Annotated in this window: 19 protein-coding genes; 2 read left to right on the top strand and 17 right to left on the bottom strand. The window is 59.6% G+C overall.

The window, feature by feature from the left end; genetic code table 11:
• Positions 1-45: 45 nt before the first annotated feature.
• From rpsQ to rplB, 8 genes are all read right to left on the bottom strand, one after another.
• Positions 46-276, bottom strand: coding sequence for a 30S ribosomal protein S17 (rpsQ, locus tag ACW9UQ_RS08145; RefSeq protein WP_458930517.1), 231 nt, complete (start codon positions 274-276; stop codon positions 46-48).
• The gene (gene rpmC, locus ACW9UQ_RS08140; protein ID WP_458930516.1) at positions 276-482 is read right to left on the bottom strand and encodes a 50S ribosomal protein L29; all 207 of its coding nucleotides are present in this window, start codon (positions 480-482) and stop codon (positions 276-278) included. The genes rpsQ and rpmC overlap by 1 nt, the downstream gene beginning before the upstream one ends.
• A 451-nt stretch (positions 483-933) precedes the next feature.
• Positions 934-1,440: a hypothetical protein gene (locus ACW9UQ_RS08135; RefSeq protein ID WP_458930515.1), complete on the bottom strand. Its 507-nt coding sequence runs from the start codon at positions 1,438-1,440 to the stop codon at positions 934-936.
• Between the two features lie 221 nt (positions 1,441-1,661).
• Positions 1,662-2,075: a 50S ribosomal protein L16 gene (gene rplP / locus ACW9UQ_RS08130; RefSeq protein ID WP_458930514.1), complete on the bottom strand. Its 414-nt coding sequence runs from the start codon at positions 2,073-2,075 to the stop codon at positions 1,662-1,664.
• Between the two features lie 12 nt (positions 2,076-2,087).
• Positions 2,088-2,786: a 30S ribosomal protein S3 gene (gene rpsC / locus ACW9UQ_RS08125; protein WP_458930513.1), complete on the bottom strand. Its 699-nt coding sequence runs from the start codon at positions 2,784-2,786 to the stop codon at positions 2,088-2,090.
• Positions 2,786-3,169, bottom strand: coding sequence for a 50S ribosomal protein L22 (rplV, locus tag ACW9UQ_RS08120; RefSeq protein ID WP_458930512.1), 384 nt, complete (start codon positions 3,167-3,169; stop codon positions 2,786-2,788). Before rplV ends, rpsC begins: the two co-directional genes overlap by 1 nt.
• Before the next feature lie 3 nt (positions 3,170-3,172).
• Positions 3,173-3,451, bottom strand: a complete 279-nt coding sequence (gene rpsS / locus ACW9UQ_RS08115; protein WP_458930511.1) for a 30S ribosomal protein S19 — start codon at positions 3,449-3,451, stop codon at positions 3,173-3,175.
• 2 nt (positions 3,452-3,453) lie between these two features.
• Positions 3,454-4,293, bottom strand: coding sequence for a 50S ribosomal protein L2 (rplB, locus tag ACW9UQ_RS08110; RefSeq protein WP_458930510.1), 840 nt, complete (start codon positions 4,291-4,293; stop codon positions 3,454-3,456).
• A gap of 305 nt (positions 4,294-4,598) precedes the next feature.
• Between rplB and ACW9UQ_RS08105 the strand changes: the two genes are divergently transcribed.
• Both ACW9UQ_RS08105 and ACW9UQ_RS08100 read left to right on the top strand, forming a co-directional pair.
• Positions 4,599-4,913 (top strand): DUF3775 domain-containing protein, encoded by a 315-nt coding sequence (locus ACW9UQ_RS08105; RefSeq protein ID WP_458930509.1) that lies wholly within the window; start codon positions 4,599-4,601, stop codon positions 4,911-4,913.
• A gap of 72 nt (positions 4,914-4,985) precedes the next feature.
• Positions 4,986-5,423 (top strand): DUF7832 domain-containing protein, encoded by a 438-nt coding sequence (locus tag ACW9UQ_RS08100; protein WP_458930508.1) that lies wholly within the window; start codon positions 4,986-4,988, stop codon positions 5,421-5,423.
• 166 nt (positions 5,424-5,589) lie between these two features.
• On the opposite strand, the gene cobM is transcribed toward ACW9UQ_RS08100, so the two are convergent.
• From cobM to ACW9UQ_RS08055, 9 genes are read right to left on the bottom strand one after another with little or no spacing between them, the layout of a single operon-like run.
• Positions 5,590-6,351, bottom strand: a complete 762-nt coding sequence (gene cobM, locus ACW9UQ_RS08095; RefSeq protein WP_458930507.1) for a precorrin-4 C(11)-methyltransferase — start codon at positions 6,349-6,351, stop codon at positions 5,590-5,592.
• A gap of 4 nt (positions 6,352-6,355) precedes the next feature.
• Positions 6,356-6,766 (bottom strand): GFA family protein, encoded by a 411-nt coding sequence (locus tag ACW9UQ_RS08090; protein WP_458930506.1) that lies wholly within the window; start codon positions 6,764-6,766, stop codon positions 6,356-6,358.
• The gene (cobJ, locus tag ACW9UQ_RS08085) at positions 6,759-8,570 is read right to left on the bottom strand and encodes a precorrin-3B C(17)-methyltransferase (RefSeq protein ID WP_458930505.1); all 1,812 of its coding nucleotides are present in this window, start codon (positions 8,568-8,570) and stop codon (positions 6,759-6,761) included. The genes ACW9UQ_RS08090 and cobJ overlap by 8 nt, the downstream gene beginning before the upstream one ends.
• On the bottom strand, positions 8,560-9,261 hold the full coding sequence (cobI, locus tag ACW9UQ_RS08080; RefSeq protein WP_458930504.1) for a precorrin-2 C(20)-methyltransferase: 702 nt from the start codon (positions 9,259-9,261) through the stop codon (positions 8,560-8,562). The genes cobJ and cobI overlap by 11 nt, the downstream gene beginning before the upstream one ends.
• Complete coding sequence (gene cbiE / locus ACW9UQ_RS08075; RefSeq protein WP_458930503.1) at positions 9,258-10,451, bottom strand: precorrin-6y C5,15-methyltransferase (decarboxylating) subunit CbiE; 1,194 nt, start codon at positions 10,449-10,451, stop codon at positions 9,258-9,260. Before cbiE ends, cobI begins: the two co-directional genes overlap by 4 nt.
• Entirely contained in the window at positions 10,448-10,906 is a 459-nt protein-coding gene (locus ACW9UQ_RS08070) for a CPCC family cysteine-rich protein (RefSeq protein WP_458930502.1), read from the bottom strand. The genes cbiE and ACW9UQ_RS08070 overlap by 4 nt, the downstream gene beginning before the upstream one ends.
• Positions 10,903-12,525, bottom strand: a complete 1,623-nt coding sequence (locus ACW9UQ_RS08065; RefSeq protein WP_458930501.1) for a precorrin-8X methylmutase — start codon at positions 12,523-12,525, stop codon at positions 10,903-10,905. Before ACW9UQ_RS08065 ends, ACW9UQ_RS08070 begins: the two co-directional genes overlap by 4 nt.
• A complete protein-coding gene (locus ACW9UQ_RS08060) occupies positions 12,522-13,565 on the bottom strand; it encodes a sirohydrochlorin chelatase (protein ID WP_458930500.1) in 1,044 nt (347 codons plus the stop codon). Before ACW9UQ_RS08060 ends, ACW9UQ_RS08065 begins: the two co-directional genes overlap by 4 nt.
• A complete protein-coding gene (locus ACW9UQ_RS08055) occupies positions 13,562-13,720 on the bottom strand; it encodes a DUF6732 family protein (RefSeq protein ID WP_458930499.1) in 159 nt (52 codons plus the stop codon). Before ACW9UQ_RS08055 ends, ACW9UQ_RS08060 begins: the two co-directional genes overlap by 4 nt.
• Positions 13,721-13,758 lie beyond the last annotated feature (38 nt).

Here is a 13,758-nt window from a genome sequence, read left to right as displayed (position 1 = left end):
GGGAACAACAGCCCCACGGTTTCGCTAAAACCGGGTGTGACTACCTTATTCGGCAATCACCTCCCAGCGCTTGGTTTTCGAGATCGGCGCGCATTCCTGAATACGCACGGAATCGCCGACCGCGAATTTCTCGTTCGCATCATGCGCACGATATTTCTTCGACTTCCGGATCGTCTTTTTCAGAACCGGATGCGTGAAGCGACGCTCGACCGAGACAGTCACTGTCTGTGTATTGGCCGTCGAGGTGACGGTGCCCTGAAGAATACGCTTGGGCATCATTCGCCTCCTGCGGCACCGGCCGCTTTTTCGTTCAAAATGGTTTTGACCTGAGCCGCTTCCCGGCGAACGGTCCGCATACGCGCCGTGTTTTCCAGCTGGCCAGTGGCCTTCTGGAACCGCAAGTTGAAGCTTTCTTTTTTCAGCGTCTCAAGCTGCTCCCGCAGCTGATCCGGCGTCTTTTCGCGCAATTCTGCAGCACTCATGTGCTTGATATCCCTTCTTCAACATCACCGGCAGGCCCCTTGATGGGTCACCCTGATTCCGGTGGAGGTCTTGGTGAAGTGGGCCGTATAAGCGGGAAGCAATGGGTTTGCAAGCAATAATATCCTGCCGCCTGTGTCGGGGTGCTCTTATAAACACGCCGCATTCTGCGCTTGCTTCCAATAGATAGTGGCTTGGTGGCTCAAGTTGGGGTCATAATGGAATTCCAGAGAGCATTTTCGGATAGCAGGCTACAGGACATCAACACTCAATCCGTATCGCCGAAGATCCAGACAGATATAGAAAAAGATGCCGTCTTGTACCGTGCGCCATGTATCATCGCCGCGCAAAAAACTGCATTGCATAGATAAGCGAGACTCTCTTATCGGATTCGCGGTTGGGACTCATCAGCTAGCGGAGTGCATAGTCACATGCACCCCGCCCCAAAGTGTATCAGGCTTTTTCCCGCGCGAACTGCAGCGCAGCAACCAGCACGATCCCATAAAGCACATGCCCGACCAATGCGGCCCAAGTGATCCCGGTAAAGTTCAGGAATGTCGGCAGCCCGGCAACTGTCGTGATCCCACCGATGGCAAAGACCCACAGACCAAACCCGTAAATCGCCGACGGTATAAACCAGCCCAGCTTATCACCCATGACCTTTCCCCAAATCGGCCGAAAGACAAACAGCCAGCCAATCGGATAGCCGATCAATCCGACCACATAGAAATGCACAAAATACCCAGCGAAATTGCTATTGGGCAAGCCCAGCGTACCCAGCAGACTTTTGGCCAGACCATGCGGCGACAACTTCGCCATGCTGAGGGCCGGACCGATAACCTGCCCCCAAAGGTCAAAGGCGATGGTGGCAAAAAAGCCCGCCACGAACATCAGTCCCAGGGTTTCAACATTAATCGCAGGCAAGGCGCGCGCGGGGAAAGTTTGTGTTTCAGCAGCCATGATGTGCATCCTTTTAAACAGAGGGTAGAGATCAGATGCATATCTCATATACCCCATATGCGCCCTTGGCACATCAAGCCTGTCAACGCTTCGGTGACCCGCTGAAACCTTGTTTCGGTCGCTCATCAGGCCGTGAAGACAAGGTGAACCATCGAGCGTCCCAAAAAGAAAAAGGGCCCCAAAATGGGGCCCAGATCCGTAGGGTGGGTGAAACCCACCAATTACCAGTCGACGCGCTCCACGAAGCGGCACTTGACCGGCAGCTTCATTGCGGCAAGGCGCAGCGCCTCGCGGGCAACCTCTTCCGAGACGCCGTCGATTTCGAACATTACCCGGCCTGGTTTGACCTTGGCTGCCCAGTATTCGACAGAGCCTTTACCTTTACCCATACGCACCTCGGTTGGCTTCTTGGTGACCGGCACATCCGGGAAGATGCGGATCCACACTCGACCCTGACGTTTCATGTGACGCGTCATGGCCCGGCGGGCGGCTTCGATCTGGCGCGCGGTGATGCGCTCCGGCTCGGTGGCCTTCAGACCGTAATGGCCGAAGGTAATCTCTGTTCCGCCCTTGGCCTGACCGTGGATACGGCCCTTATGCTGTTTGCGGAACTTCGTACGCTTTGGTGAAAGCATGATCTATTCTCCTCAGCGGCGCGCGGGGCGACCGCCGCCTTCCTGAAGTTCGGACTGACGGCGATCCCGGGCCTGCGGGTCATGTTCCATGATCTCCCCTTTGAAGATCCAGACTTTGATGCCGATGATGCCATAAGCTGTCAGTGCTTCGTAATGCGCATAGTCGATATCGGCGCGCAGGGTGTGCAGGGGCACACGGCCCTCGCGATACCACTCTGTCCGCGCGATTTCGGCGCCGCCCAAACGGCCAGCCAAGTTGACCCGGATGCCAAGAGCACCCATGCGCATCGAATTCTGCACCGCTCGTTTCATCGCCCGGCGGAAGCTGACGCGGCGCTCCAGCTGCTGACCGATGTTTTCGGCAACCAGCTGTGCGTCGATCTCAGGCTTGCGGACCTCGACGATGTTCAGGTGCAATTCGCTGTCGGTGAACTTTGACAGGTTGCGACGCAGGGTTTCGATATCCGCGCCCTTTTTGCCGATGATGACACCCGGACGGGCCGCATGGATCGTAACCCGGCACTTCTTGTGCGGGCGTTCGATGATCACGCGGGAAATGCCGGACTGCGCACAGTTCTTTTCGATATACTCGCGAATGGCGAGGTCTTCGTGCAGAAGCTGGCCGTATTCTTCACCATCGGCGTACCAACGGCTGTCCCAGGTGCGGTTGACCTGAAGGCGCAGGCCGATCGGATTGACTTTATGGCCCATCAGGCTTGCTCCTCTTCTACCTGGCGCACCTTGATGGTGACCTGGCTGAATGGCTTCAGGATTTTGCCGAACCGGCCACGTGCGCGCGGACGACCGCGCTTCATGACCAGGTTCTTGCCAACCCAGGCTTCTGCAACGATCAAATCGTCAACATCCAGCCCATGGTTGTTCTCGGCATTGGCAATCGCGGACTGAAGCGTTTTCTTCACATCCTCAGCGATCCGTTTCTTAGAGAAGGTCAGGTCATTCAACGCCTTGTCGACCTTCTGACCACGGATCATCTGGGCAACCAGATTGAGTTTCTGAGGGCTGGTGCGCAGCATACGGCTGACGGCCATCGCCTCATTCTCCGCCACGCGGCGGGGGTTTGTTTCCTTGCCCATGGCTTATTTCCGTTTCGCTTTTTTGTCCGCCGCATGGCCGTAATAGGTACGGGTGGGCGAATATTCACCGAATTTCTGGCCGATCATTTCCTCGGTCACGTTGACCGGGATATGCTTCTGACCGTTGTAAACACCGAAGGTCAGGCCGACGAATTGCGGCAGAATGGTCGAACGACGCGACCAGATCTTGATAACCTCGTTGCGGCCCGACTCGCGGACTTTCTCGGCTTTTTTCAGGACATAGGCGTCGACGAACGGGCCTTTCCAGACTGAACGTGCCATGATTAGCGCCCCTTCTTACGAGCGTGACGCGACCGGATAATGTACTTATCGGTCGATTTGTTCTTGCGCGTTTTCGCGCCCTTGGTCGGTTTGCCCCAGGGGGTCACCGGGTGACGTCCGCCCGAGGTTCGGCCCTCACCACCACCATGCGGGTGATCGATCGGGTTCATGACCACACCGCGCACCGACGGGCGTTTGCCCAGGTGACGGTTGCGGCCAGCCTTACCAAGGTTCTGGTTGGAATGGTCGGGGTTCGAAACCGCGCCAACAGTCGCCATGCATTCCTGACGAACCATGCGCAACTCGCCCGAGGACAGGCGGATCTGGGCATAGCCCCCATCGCGGCCCACGAACTGGGCATAGGTGCCAGCAGCACGTGCGATCTGACCACCCTTGCCGGGCTTCAGTTCGATATTGTGAATGATCGTCCCGATTGGCATGCCGGTAAATGGCATTGCGTTGCCGGGTTTAACGTCGACCTTTTCACCGGCCTCAACCTTGTCGCCAACAGCAAGACGCTGCGGGGCCAGGATATAGGCCTGCGTGCCGTCTTCGTAGCGGACCAAGGCGATGAACGCGGTCCGGTTCGGATCATATTCGATCCGCTCGACATTCGCCGACATATTGAACTTTGTGCGTTTGAAATCGACGACGCGATACAGACGCTTCGCCCCACCGCCACGGCGGCGCATGGTAATCCGTCCGGTATTGTTCCGGCCCGCCTTTTTGGTCAGTCCCTGTGTCAGGGACTTAACCGGGCGGCCTTTCCAAAGCTCCGAACGGTCGATCAGAACCAGCCCTCGCTGGCCTGGCGTCGTTGGTTTGTACGACTTGAGTGCCATCTTGCTGTCTTCCGTTTGCTTTGCGGGGGTTGACCCCAGCTATGTTTGTCCGAGGCATATGCCCCAAAGAACACCACCCCGGACGAATCCGGGGCGGGAAAGATGGGCTTTCCTATTGGCTAATACTCACGGCGTCAAGCGCTGTTGGACATAAGCGACACAAACCGCTTTCGCTGACTTGATATACTTAGGCGACCGCGCCGTCAGCCCGCATTCCATCTGACCACTGGACTTGGCCCGCAGCTTTCCCCTTGCCAATCCGGACCCGACCCGACAGGCTGTAAAAAAACAGACCGGAGGCCTCTATGCTGAACCTCTCCACCGGAAAAATCGTCCGCGTCATTGCTCTGACCCGCGAGTACGGGCCCGACAGCAAGTCTTTGCATGATTACATTGCTGACCTAAACGCAGATGAGCAAGTCAATCTGGTCGCCCTCATGTGGGTCGGACGCGAAAGCTTTGAGGCAGACGAACTGGAAGAGGCCAAAGCCCTCGCCCGCGCCGAGGCCACCGCCCCGACTGAGGAATACCTGTCCGGCATCCCCAATCTGGCGGAGTATCTGGAAATGGGCATGGATGCGCTGGGGATCGATGTGACGGAGGCTGAGGATGATTTGTAGGGCAGATTTATTGCGCAAGGCAAAGATTTTCGCACAAACACACTGCACCAGATTTGAGAGAGGCACTGTCCCATGAAATACGATGACGCAAGTTGGCACTCTGAAGGGAATTTCCCAGAAAGTTCTCCGGCCGAATATGGTGCTACGCATATCGCACTATTTTTGAAGTGGTGTTTTGTAAATGGTTGGGCAGGTGAACTACACCTGAAAGAATGGCCGGATGATACCCAAGCGGTGATAGATGGAACTAAATCTGCCACCAGCTTTCTTCTACAAAACTGCGACGGGAAGTTCACAGATGAAGACCTAAGCGAAGACGGCAATCTGTTTGCGCAGCGATATTACGGTAAAGATGGCCTCTACCTTGATGACTACTCAAGAGAATTTTTCGATCTGATGTACGTGGAGCCTGAGCATGCTCACAATTTTCAGCTCTTCTCGGACATGATTGAACAGAGGCTCAGGTCTGGCATCTTAACAAAAGCTGAGATGTCTGAAGCAAAGGCATGATGGCACCCCTAGCGGGTGCATTGTTAGTATTTTACATCTATTTGAGTTGCCGGTTGGTTGCCACGCGGATTAGCTTTTAAGCATTGTCCATACTGAAAATTCTTGCTTTGCCGCCGCCATCGTCATTTGACAGCGTCGGCAAGAAGGAAAGAGCACTCTCGGACTATCAACTCACCCCTGTTCGCAAAATATGCGTGCAAGCCGCGTCGTATAACGCTGAATCCGGAAACGCTGCCTCGCCCAGTGCGGGGCCGACGAAGATCAGTGCTGTTCGGGTGATCTTGGCGCCTCGGGCCAGTTTGTGCAGGCCATCGAGTTGCCCGCGCAGCAATTGCTGATCCGGCCAGCCGACGCGATAGGCGATCACCACCGGGCAGTCAGCGCCATAGAGCGGGATCAGGTCACGTTCGACCTGGCGCAGGTTACGCACCGAAAGGTGGATCGCCAGTGTTGCGCCGGATTTGCCCAGCGTGACCAGATCCTCCCCCTCGGGCATGCCGGTGGATTTCATCGCGGTGCGGGTCAGGATCACGGTCTGGGCCAGCTCCGGCACGGTCAGTTCTTGGCCCATCGCCGCCGCGGCGGCTGCAAAGGCCGGAACGCCGGGGGTGATGTCGTAGTGGATGTTCAGGGCGCGCAGGCGGCGGATTTGTTCGGCGATGGCTCCGTAAAGCGACGGATCGCCGGAATGGACGCGTGCGATGTCCTGGCCCTTGGCATGAGCTGCCTCGATCTCGGCGATGATCTCATCCAGGTTCAGCGGTGCTGTGTCAATCACCCGTGCGCCTTCGGGCGCGCAGGCGACGACCTCGGACGGCACCAGCGATCCGGCGTAAAGACAGACCGGGCAGCTTTCGATCAAGCGGCGGCCCTTAACGGTGATCAGGTCAGGGTCGCCGGGGCCTGCGCCGATGAAATGGACAGTCATTGTGTTACCTTTGCGTTGTCAGCGCCGGATCATCGGCCGGGCATTGCGGCAGCCCGTCAGCGATCTGGTAATAGTCGCCCTTGTCGTCGGTAAAGATATGGCCTGCGGTGGTCAGACCGGTCGGGGTGTCCAGACTGCCTGCATGGATCGACAGGCGGTCGCCCTTGGCAGGGTCCCAGAACAGCGGGCTGCCGCAATTGGGGCAAAAGCCGCGCTTTGCCGTGGGGCTGGAGGCATACCAGTGCGGCTGACCTTCGATCATCACATCCTCGCGCAGGGCCGAGGTGGCCGCTACGAAATGGCCCGAGGTTTTGCGGCACTGATTACAGTGGCAGGCCACAACCGGGCGCAAGGGGCCGGTGACTCGGTATGTGATACGGCCACACAGGCAACCGCCGGTTCGGGTCTCAGCCATTTGTATCCTCCTTATCGATTTTCTTGGCATAGCCGCGCGGGGTATATAGCTGCCAGCCTTCAGCGCCGGCACGGCTGTCACCGGTCTGGAAGGCCCGCGACTGGGACGACCCGACCAGCACCACGGTCAGCATGTCGACCTCGTCCGTATCAAGGCTGGCCAGCGTCCGGCGACGCAGCACCTCATCCGGGCGTCCAAGGTTTGAGGCCAGCAGAACCGGCGTATCTTCTGGCCTGTGTTGCAACAGCTGCTGGCGCGCAGCCTCTAGCAAGGTGCGGCGGCGTTTTGAAACAGGATTGTAGAAGGCGATGACAAAATCCCCTTCGGCCGCCGCCTTTAGCCGTTGCAGGATCGTGTCACGCGGGGTCAGCAGATCCGACAACGAAATTGCACAGAAATCGTGACCCAGCAGTGCGCCTGCCCGGGCAGACGCCGCTTGCAGCGCCGAAATCCCCGGCGCATTGATCACCTCTACCCGCCGGGCCGCGTCCGACACACCGCCCTGATCCGCCGGACGGTCGAGCAATTCCATGACCAATGCGCCCATTGCATAAATCCCGCCGTCACCGGAACAAATCAGCGCGACCCGCCGCCCCTCGCCCGCGCGTTCCAGCGCATAGCGGCAGCGATCTTCCTCTCCGCCCAGCGGGAAGTCCTGCCGGGGTTTCCCTGCGGCAAGCGGGCCAAGCAGATCGATATAGAGGCCATAGCCCACCAGTTCATCCGCCTTGGCAATCAGGCGCGAGGCTTCGGGGCTGCGCCAATCCGCCTGCCCCGGCCCGATCCCGACCACCGCCAGCGATCCGCGCGGCTGGCCCTGCTGGGGCGTCACAATCCGCGCCAACGCGCAGGTGGCATTGGCGGATTTGACCTTAGAAATATCCAGCGCTGCCTCTGGCCCGGCGGCGGCCAGCGCGGCGGCCTCGGCGACGCCATGCGCCCCGACCTCGGCAAACACAATATCCGATGGGTTTGCGAGGCGCGGGGTTTGCGCCTCAAGCGCTTCGGCATCAAAGAACTGGGCCGGAACGCCCAGATTGTCGGCCAGCGCATGCACCGCCGCCTCATCCGATTTCAGACTGATCGAATTGACCGAGGCGACCTCGAACACCGAGCGCCCGGCATCGGCCAGTACCTGCTGTACCAGCGCAATCATCTCGTCAGGCGGGCAATGCCGGGCGCAGCCGACGCCCAGCGCATAGGCCTGCCTGCGGTAAACCAACGGCGGCGCATCGCCTGCCCGCACCACCACCGGCGCATCATCAGGGGACGGTACGCAATCGGCGTCCAACCCGGACAGCCAGTCCGCCTGCCCTGAAATTTCCGCCCGTGCGCCTGCCAGCAGCGCAGCCATTGCGGGCTTGGCATCCGCCGGGTTCTCCAACCGCCACCCTTTAGGGGGTGCATCCAGTGCAACGCCTAAGCGAACCTCACCCGCGGTGGTCAGCGCAGGCGTGACAGCAAAAACTTCTGCCAGCCGCCGGGCCAGATCATTGGCCCCGTGATGCCCGCCAAGCAAGGGAACCACCGTAGAGCCATCCTCAGCCAGCGCCAGCACCGGCGGCTCTGACCATTTATCCGAGATCATCGGTGCAAGCGCACGGATCAGGATACCCGAGGCACAGACCCCGACAATCGGATGCCTCGCCGCGAAAAGCGCCCTTAGATGCGCGGCCACATCCGTCACCTCGACCTCCACCCCGGCCCCACGGCCATGCAGTTGCGCGCCCAGCGCGTCGGCCGCCTTGCGCGCAGTCGCTTCGGCAGATGGGGGCAGGAACAGAACAACGGGATCAACTAGCATAAGGGTCACTTCCGGCAATCAGGATCATCGAGAAATACGGGGCTTTTTCGGGGGCCTCATCCAGCGGCAGCACAACCTGTTCGGCCAAACTGGCATGAGCGATATAGGTGGCGCGCGCGGTCAAGCCCTCAGCCGCGATCAGCGCACGCAGGCGCGGCATATGCCGCCCGACCTTCATGATCGCGAAGGCACCGCCACGGCGCAGCGCGGTCACCAGTTCATGATCCGGCAAAGGCCCGGGCAGCACAGTCAGCGCCTCATTCCTTGCACAGATCGGACGCGCTGCTGCCGCCGCGCAGCCGGTCAGGGACGTGACGCCGGGCACAACCTCGCAGCGATGCGCCACCGACAGACGGGCAAACAGATACATGAACGAGCCGTAAAAGAACGGATCGCCCTCACACAGCACAACAACATCGCGACCCGCCTCAAGATGCGCTGCAATCGCTTCAGCCGCCTGATCATAAACGTCCTGCGCCAGGTAGCGATCTGTGCGCATCGGAATCACGATGGGGATTTCCGTGACACCCTCAGGGATCAGCCCTGCGGCAATGCTGCGGGCGAAGCTGTCGCCGGTGTCCGGGGCAGGATAGGCAACAACATCCGCCGCGTCGATCAGACGCGCGGCCTTTAGCGTCACAAGCTCCGGATCACCGGGGCCGAGGCCGACACCGTAAAGCACCCCGCTCATGGCAGGCACCACTGCGTCACCGGCATGAAAAGTCGCCAGCCGGTGCGCGGGCCAACGGGCTCGGCCCGGGCTACCGACAGGCGTGACAACTGCCCGCCGTGCCGGGCATGCAGATCCAGCAGCAGTGCCTCGCTTTCCAGCGTCACCGCATTGGCGACCAGCCGTCCGTGCGGTTTCAGTGCAGCCCGGCAGCGATCCACCAGCGCCACGCTCAATCCCCCACCGATGAACACCGCATCAGGTTCAGGCAAGCTGTCCAGATGATCCAGCGCGGCCCCCTCAATCAGTTTCAAACGTGGCGCGCCCAATGCGTCCGCGTTCTGCCGCGCCATCGCCAACCGATCCGCGCGCTGGTCGATACCCACCGCCTCGGCATCGCGGGCCATGCGCATCCACTCCACCCCGACCGAGCCGCAGCCGCAGCCAATATCCCACAGCATCGCACCGCGCTGCGGGGCAAGACGGGCCAGCGTGACCGCACGCACCTCAGCCTTGGTCATGGTGCCATCATGCACAAACGCATCATCCGGCAGTCCGGGCCCACGCGGCAGCAGCCTTGCACCGGGGGCCGCTTGACACTCAATCGCCAGCAGGTGGAAATCGGGCACCTCTTGCGCCCAATCCTCGGCAGTCCCATCAAAGCGTTCTTCACGCGGACCACCAAGCGCGGCCAACACCGTCAGCTTACTGGGTCCATAGCCCCGGTCCGTCAGCAGGTCCGCCACTGCTGCAGGGCTGGTGCGATCCTTGGTCAGGGCCAGAATACGCGCGCCGGGGGCGAAATAGGGGATGATCTGTTCGACCGGACGACCATGCACCGTGACGGTTTCCAGATCCGCTAGGCTCCACCCCATCCGCGCCGCACCCCATTGAAAAGCCGAAAGCTGAGGGTGAAACCTGATCTCTTCGGCAGGGATAGAGCGCAAAATCCGCGCCCCAACCGAATACCACAGCGGATCGCCCGTCACGAGGATCACAAACCGCCTGCCCTGATGGTTGCGGATCACATCAATCATCGCATCGAACGGGCTGGGCCAGGCAATCCGCTCTGCCGCCAAACCCGGCAACAACGCATGATGCCGGTCGCCACCCAGTATAATCTCAGCCGAGGAAATCAGCTCCCGAGCCTCTGCCGACAGCCCGTCAACGCCATCCTCGCCAATGCCGATGATATGCAGCCATGGGGTCATGTCCCATCCCCATTGTCGCGAACAGCACGCGTGATTGGAACTAAGCTATCCAACAAAGCAATATCGAGCGGTTCTTCCAACGCAATGACCTTCTTAACATAGCTCAGAAGCTTTTCTTGTTTTCGGTCCCGTCGTTCAACATGCGCAACGCCCTCACCTGCGTTGTACATGTGCAAGTGAGCATCAAAATTTTCGCGCGCCTCGGACAGGGAATACTTACCGTTTGGTCCGCCGCAATGCTCGCGTGCATTATGATCGCCTTGCCCGTCATCTTCCCAACCGCAAATTGGACAAATCTCGTATGCTGAAGGGCTGCTAAGGGTTGGAAAGCGGCAACAAGGACACAAAAGCCTGTCCTGTAACTTGTAGTACGTCGCGACACTGCCTGGCCTAGCTTCAATAATCGTAATCTGCTCTTGGAATGGAGCCAAGAATGCTGGCAATTGCGCCGTCATGTTCCGTCCCCTCTTAAACCCAGCGCAATCCCGTTAACGACTGCAGCTGCCATGGCGGAGCCGCCGCGCCGACCCTTTACGGTCAGAAACGGCACGCCGCGCGGGTTGGCGGCAAGCTCGGCTTTGCTCTCTGCCGCGCCGACAAATCCCACCGGCAGGCCGAGGATGGCAGCGGGGCGCGGCCATCCCTGATCGAGCCGCTCCAACAGATGAAACAGCGCGGTCGGCGCATTCCCTATGACAACAACCGCGCCTTGCAACTGATCACGCCACAACTCCACCGCAGCAGCGGAGCGAGTGGTTTGCAGAGCCTTGGCACGGTCCGGCACAGACGGATCGTTCAGGGTGCAGATCACATCAACGCCTTCCGGCAACCCCCTGCGAATGATGCCATGCGCCACCATCTGAGTATCGCACAGGATCGGCGCGCCATCGGCCAGCGCCGCCTGCGCGGTGCGCGCCACATCTGGCGAATAGGCGATATCTGCAGCGAGGTCAGTCATTCCGCAGGCGTGGATCAGCCGAATGGCGACCTCGGCAATATCGTCCGGGAAACCCACCAGATCAGCCTCGGCCCGGATGGTGGCGAAGCTTTGCGTGTAGATCGCTGACGGATCACGCAGATAGCCAGGGAATGGAACAGCGGCAGCAGCGGCATCAGAGCTGCCGGTATCTGAACTAGCGGAACAGTTTGGGGGCTGCGGGTGCGCACTGGCCAGACGATCGTGATGGCCAAGACCAAGGATCCATCCCTCCTCTGTGGCAACAATCTTGCGGTCAAAGCCGGTTAGCTCCGGCAGGGAAAACATATCACTAAGGTCCGATTTGGCATCGCAGGCAGCAAAAGCCTGGGCAAGGACACGGACCTGAACGGCGTCCAGGATATCATCAGGGGCGCAGTGTGTCGCGATAGTTTTGGCCAATATAGACGGATAGATTTCGGCCAGCGTTGCCGAGGCGCGCGGCGGCGCAAGGCCGGTATCAAAGGGCCAGACGGCAATGCGGTCCTTGAGGCGCGGGTCATCAATCAGCGTTTGCAAAGCGGGCAGTCCCATCAGCACCTGCGAGCCGATCGCACCAGCACCACTGAGTTGCCAGACAGTCTTCGCATTGGATTGCTTGGTCTCCGCGCGGCGACGTTCAGGGACATCAAGGCTGGTGCGAGCCTTAGCTTTGGTCGGAATATCTGGAAAATTCCAGTTCTTCGGACGTCCCCAAAACGGGCCAAGGCCGGGGTAAAGCCGGTTAATCTCGGCGGCGACGTCATAACGGTTGTTAGAATTATCGATATCGTCCGTGATACGTGCATCCAGCCATCGCCAGAGGGCACGCGCATCTGCGGCACCGCAGATGGTTTTTGCAACACCTGCGGGATAACCGAAGGGAAAATCAAACCCGATCAGCAGCCGTTCGCCGCTGTCGAGCGCCTTAGCGATGCGGCCGGCCAGTTGCGCCATAGCCGCTGCTCGGGTGCGACAATAAGTGGGAGGGGCAACGGATGTGGCGGTCGCCTCGGCCCACCAGATCGCATCTGTCTGCGGGCTGACGCCGCTTGGCTTGGAGCGGGCCGACCAGTCAACCATGATGACGCGGTCAAATAGCCGCCCTTCTCGCGTCATTTGCGACGCACGCTTTCCGGGCCAAGCGGGTGTTTGGCATGCGGATAGGGGGCGTGGTGATGGTGGTCATGATCGTGATCATGGTGGTGGTGATGGTTATGCCCGTCCAGACGACATTCACCCGTGCAGAAGGTATCGCAGAGCTTGCAATCGGCGACGTTTGACCCCGGAGCTGCGGCCCCCTGCCCTTCGACATGATGGTGATGGCTTTCCTGCGGGCTGCCGACTTCGGCCTCAAACCCCAGTACCTGCTCGCGATATTTACACAGCGAACAGTTCATCGCCGTTGACCCTGTCTCAATCTCTCGCAGGCGTTCGGCCAAGGTTTCGATGACCAGCGGGTGGTCGTTCAGATAACCCGCCTTGACCCATTCAATCTCAGGATGGGCTGCTGCAACCCGGTCAGTAAAGCCGTAGATGCGGTCGATCAGGATACCGGTGAACAGGAAGTACGGGAAAACGATAACACGCTTATAGCCCAGCTTGGCGACATGTTCGAGACAAGGCTCAACCAGTGGGAAGGTCACGCCCGAGTAACCGGTTTCCGCCCAGCCAAACCCCATGCCTTCCCACAGCATCCGGGTAATCTTGGACACGTTGGAGTTGGCATCGGGGTCAGATGCGCCCCGCCCGATGACCACCAGACAGGTCTCGGACAATGGAACGTCGGATGGATTGGCGGCTAGCGCCTCTTCGATCCTTGCGGCAGCGGCGCGGATCATGCGGCTATCGACGCCCAATTCGCGGCCAAAACGGACCTGCACACCATGTTTTGCGGCATAGGTATTCAACACAGTCGGGATATCATTCTTGGCATGCATCGCGGCAAACAGCATCCCAGGCACCGCCAGAATGTCATCGCAGCCCTGTTCGCGCAGCTTGTCGAGGCCATCGCGGATCACCGGGTTAGCGAACTCCAGATAGCCATATTCAACTGGAATATCCGGGAAATGCGCTGGAAGTTTTTGCGCGAGAACGGCGAATTCATCAACCGCAGCCTGGCTGCGCGACCCGTGGCCGCAAATCATGATCCCTTTCATTTGCACACCTGCTTACGCAGCACGCCGAATCCGATCACGGCCATAATTGCCACACTGGCCAGGCTGATATACGAATGCCCCCCTGCCTTAGTAAGGTGGCCGGGGTGAGCGATGGCTGGCAGTGCAGAAAGCACCAGTAAAGCGAAGCTACGCATTTAGGGATCTCCCTTATCTATGTCATGAGGATGCTTTT

This window comes from Halovulum sp. GXIMD14793, assembly GCF_054457435.1.
The sequence above is the reverse complement of the archived record's forward strand: the minus strand, read 5'-3'. Positions and strand labels throughout refer to the sequence as shown.

Coding starts and splice junctions, on each gene's coding strand:
- ACW9UQ_RS08055 (WP_458930499.1), bottom strand. CDS start 13,720: ATGCGTAGCTTCGCTTTACTGGTGCTTTCTGCACTGCCAGCCATCGCT.
- ACW9UQ_RS08105 (WP_458930509.1), top strand. CDS start 4,599: ATGCTGAACCTCTCCACCGGAAAAATCGTCCGCGTCATTGCTCTGACC.
- rpmC (WP_458930516.1), bottom strand. CDS start 482: ATGAGTGCTGCAGAATTGCGCGAAAAGACGCCGGATCAGCTGCGGGAG.
- rplP (WP_458930514.1), bottom strand. CDS start 2,075: ATGCTTTCACCAAAGCGTACGAAGTTCCGCAAACAGCATAAGGGCCGT.
- rpsC (WP_458930513.1), bottom strand. CDS start 2,786: ATGGGCCATAAAGTCAATCCGATCGGCCTGCGCCTTCAGGTCAACCGC.
- cbiE (WP_458930503.1), bottom strand. CDS start 10,451: ATGACCCCATGGCTGCATATCATCGGCATTGGCGAGGATGGCGTTGAC.
- cobM (WP_458930507.1), bottom strand. CDS start 6,351: ATGACTGTCCATTTCATCGGCGCAGGCCCCGGCGACCCTGACCTGATC.
- ACW9UQ_RS08135 (WP_458930515.1), bottom strand. CDS start 1,440: ATGGCTGCTGAAACACAAACTTTCCCCGCGCGCGCCTTGCCTGCGATT.
- rpsQ (WP_458930517.1), bottom strand. CDS start 276: ATGCCCAAGCGTATTCTTCAGGGCACCGTCACCTCGACGGCCAATACA.
- cobI (WP_458930504.1), bottom strand. CDS start 9,261: ATGAGCGGGGTGCTTTACGGTGTCGGCCTCGGCCCCGGTGATCCGGAG.
- rpsS (WP_458930511.1), bottom strand. CDS start 3,451: ATGGCACGTTCAGTCTGGAAAGGCCCGTTCGTCGACGCCTATGTCCTG.
- ACW9UQ_RS08070 (WP_458930502.1), bottom strand. CDS start 10,906: ATGACGGCGCAATTGCCAGCATTCTTGGCTCCATTCCAAGAGCAGATT.
- ACW9UQ_RS08060 (WP_458930500.1), bottom strand. CDS start 13,565: ATGAAAGGGATCATGATTTGCGGCCACGGGTCGCGCAGCCAGGCTGCG.
- ACW9UQ_RS08065 (WP_458930501.1), bottom strand. CDS start 12,525: ATGACGCGAGAAGGGCGGCTATTTGACCGCGTCATCATGGTTGACTGG.
- cobJ (WP_458930505.1), bottom strand. CDS start 8,570: ATGCTAGTTGATCCCGTTGTTCTGTTCCTGCCCCCATCTGCCGAAGCG.
- rplB (WP_458930510.1), bottom strand. CDS start 4,293: ATGGCACTCAAGTCGTACAAACCAACGACGCCAGGCCAGCGAGGGCTG.
- ACW9UQ_RS08100 (WP_458930508.1), top strand. CDS start 4,986: ATGAAATACGATGACGCAAGTTGGCACTCTGAAGGGAATTTCCCAGAA.
- rplV (WP_458930512.1), bottom strand. CDS start 3,169: ATGGGCAAGGAAACAAACCCCCGCCGCGTGGCGGAGAATGAGGCGATG.
- ACW9UQ_RS08090 (WP_458930506.1), bottom strand. CDS start 6,766: ATGGCTGAGACCCGAACCGGCGGTTGCCTGTGTGGCCGTATCACATAC.